Origin of the sequence: Alexandriicola marinus (assembly GCF_004000435.1) — a bacterium.
Classification (GTDB): Bacteria; Pseudomonadota; Alphaproteobacteria; order Rhodobacterales; family Rhodobacteraceae; genus Alexandriicola; species Alexandriicola marinus.
The window spans coordinates 3,985-6,503 of record NZ_RBVZ01000037.1; the positions used below are offsets into that span (position 1 = coordinate 3,985).

2 protein-coding genes are annotated in these 2,519 nt (G+C 59.2%); both read left to right on the plus strand.

Annotation, left to right across the window (positions count from 1 at the left end; genetic code table 11):
* The first annotated feature begins 203 nt into the window (after positions 1-203).
* Positions 204-1,922, plus strand: a complete 1,719-nt coding sequence (locus EP376_RS22355) for a glycoside hydrolase family 36 protein (protein ID WP_164745053.1) — start codon at positions 204-206, stop codon at positions 1,920-1,922.
* Positions 1,919-2,519: ABC transporter ATP-binding protein (locus tag EP376_RS22360; RefSeq protein ID WP_164745054.1), on the plus strand; the 601-nt coding region annotated here is incomplete at its 3' end. The genes EP376_RS22355 and EP376_RS22360, both read left to right, overlap by 4 nt.

Consider the following 2,519-nt stretch of genomic DNA (forward strand, 5'->3'; position numbering starts at 1 on the left):
CGACCGCGCCGGATTCAACTCGACTTTTCGCGAATGGGAATTTCCCCCGGAACGCTCCCGGAATTGGTGGAGATCGCTTCGCACGGAGCGATCCTGATCGATACTAACACGAACGAGACAGCCGAATGACAACCCCGACTTTGGCCGATCCTGCCAGCCCTATCCCAATCCAATGCAAAGTCATCTTCCCGCAAGGCGACGAGATGACCGATCACCTGCGACACACGCCCCTGCCTGAAGCAGGCGGCAGGCTCTTGACGCTGGATGGTCTGGCCGATCGGGCCATCGATCAGGCGCGCTTTCGCGTCTCTATACCGATCCTCGATATGTCGGGGATCTACATCGGGGGCGATCCGGGTCCGGAATTCGGGCATTTGCCCTTCTGGAACCACGAAAAGCACACCCGCGCCAATTCGGGCTTTCCTTACGTCGCCTGGCACAACGCCAAGGGCCTGAATCGCATGGCCATTGGGCTTGTGGATCAACTTCTCGACTGCACGATCCGAATTACGCTCGATGAGGCCGGGCGCTGCTACCATGTTGAGATTATTGCAAAGCTTTCGCCCGCGGATTGTGAGCGTCTGGGCGATGACGGGCTGTCGCTCTTCCTCTGCGACCATCCATCCCCATGGCATGAGGTTCTGGGTAAGTACCGGAAACTCGCGGAAGATGCGCTCCCTGCCACGCCCATCGCGGTGCCAGAGGCTGCCTTCGACCCTGTCTTTTGCACTTGGACCGCCGCTCATCACGGCATCACCGGTGACTGGTGCGAGCAGACAGCACGCATAGCTGCTGATCTGGGTTTCGGAACCTGGCTCACGGATGACGGATGGTTCACCCAGAATGCCGAGTTCGGCCGCTATGATCACGTGGGCGACTGGTTGCCCGATTCGAAGAAGTTTCCTGATTTTCGCGACCATGTAGAGCGCGTCCGAGACATGGGCATGCGCTACCTCTTATGGGTGTCACCATTGATGGTCGGCACGCGATCAAGGGCCCATACCGTCCTTGCCGAGAAACTGACCAGAGGGCGGTCTGATCTCCATGCCGGACACCTGTCGCCGACCGCGCCTGGTTCAGCCGAGCATGTCGCAGATCTTCTCGACCGGCTGATGAAGGACTACGGGCTCGATGGGCTCAAGATCGACTTCGTCGACGCGCTGGAAACGGCGATTTGCCCATCCATCAGTACCAACGACAATTTTGGCGCCGCGACCTTCGCCCTGCTGCGCCGCGCCTTGGATCGTGTCTTGGCCCAGCGGCCCGACGCTCTGATCGAGTTCCGCAACACTTATACCAACCTCGCGGCTGCAGCGCTTTCAAATGTCTATCGCGCCTCGGATGTCCCGTTGAACCCCGAACTGAACCTTTGGCAGGTTACGATGCTGAGGTTGATGGCCCCGGGTCGGGCAATCCACATGGATCCGATGTTCTGGCACGCTGACGAGAGTGACCGAAACGTCTCGCTACAATTGATGCGCGGGCTTGCCGGGGTTCCTATGGTCTCTGTCCGGCTGACCGAAACCCGTGCGACGCATCTGGCGCTGATCCGGCACTGGCTCGCGTTCTACACTCGTCACCGAACGACACTCTGGCACGGAGCTTTCGCCCCGGTGATAGAAGGGCATTCGATCCGACAGCTCTGCTTCACCGACCCGACACGCCGCATCGTCATGGCGCTTGGCGAAAGCGTGATCGATTGCCCCGCCTCCCCCGCCGAACAGATCGTTCTCAACGCGTCGGTGCACGGTTCCCTCGTTTTGGCCCTTGCCGCGCGATCTCGGCTCCAAGTGTTCGACATGTGGGGCAAAGAGCTGGAGTCACGTGATGCCGAAGCCGGCCACGTAGCACTGGAGGTCGAGCCGGGCGGCTCCATTGTCGTCCGACCAACACCCGAGGCAGACGTGAGTTTTCCAAAATGACTTCGACACCCGCCATTGAACTTCGCGATTTGACAAAATCATTTGGCTCTGTGGATGTCATTCCTCCGTTGTCGCTATCGATTCCAAAGGGGGGCTTTTGCGTGTTCGTCGGGCCCTCGGGCTGCGGCAAATCAACCTTGCTCCGTCTTATCTCCGGTCTGGAGGCGCCGACAACCGGCGAAATCCATATCGGTGGCCGAGACGTCACAAAGCTTGAACCTTCGGAACGCGGCATCGCAATGGTGTTCCAAAACTATGCGCTGTATCCGCATATGACCGTCGCGCAGAACATCGGCTTTTCAATGCGTGTCGCAAATGCCCGCAAAGACGAGATTGCGCGCAAGGTTGGCGAGGTCGCGGAGATGCTGCGCCTGACCCACCTGCTCGATCGCAAGCCCAAAGCGCTCTCTGGCGGCCAACGGCAAAGAGTAGCCATTGGACGCGCCTTGACGAAGGGAACGGATATCTTCCTCTTCGATGAACCTTTGTCCAATCTGGATGCTGAATTGCGTGCCGAGATGCGGGTCGAGATCGCACGACTTCACACTGAACTGGGCGCAACGATGATTTTCGTGACCCACGACCAGACGGAGGCGA

Coding starts and splice junctions, on each gene's coding strand:
- EP376_RS22355 (WP_164745053.1), top strand. CDS start 204: ATGACCGATCACCTGCGACACACGCCCCTGCCTGAAGCAGGCGGCAGG.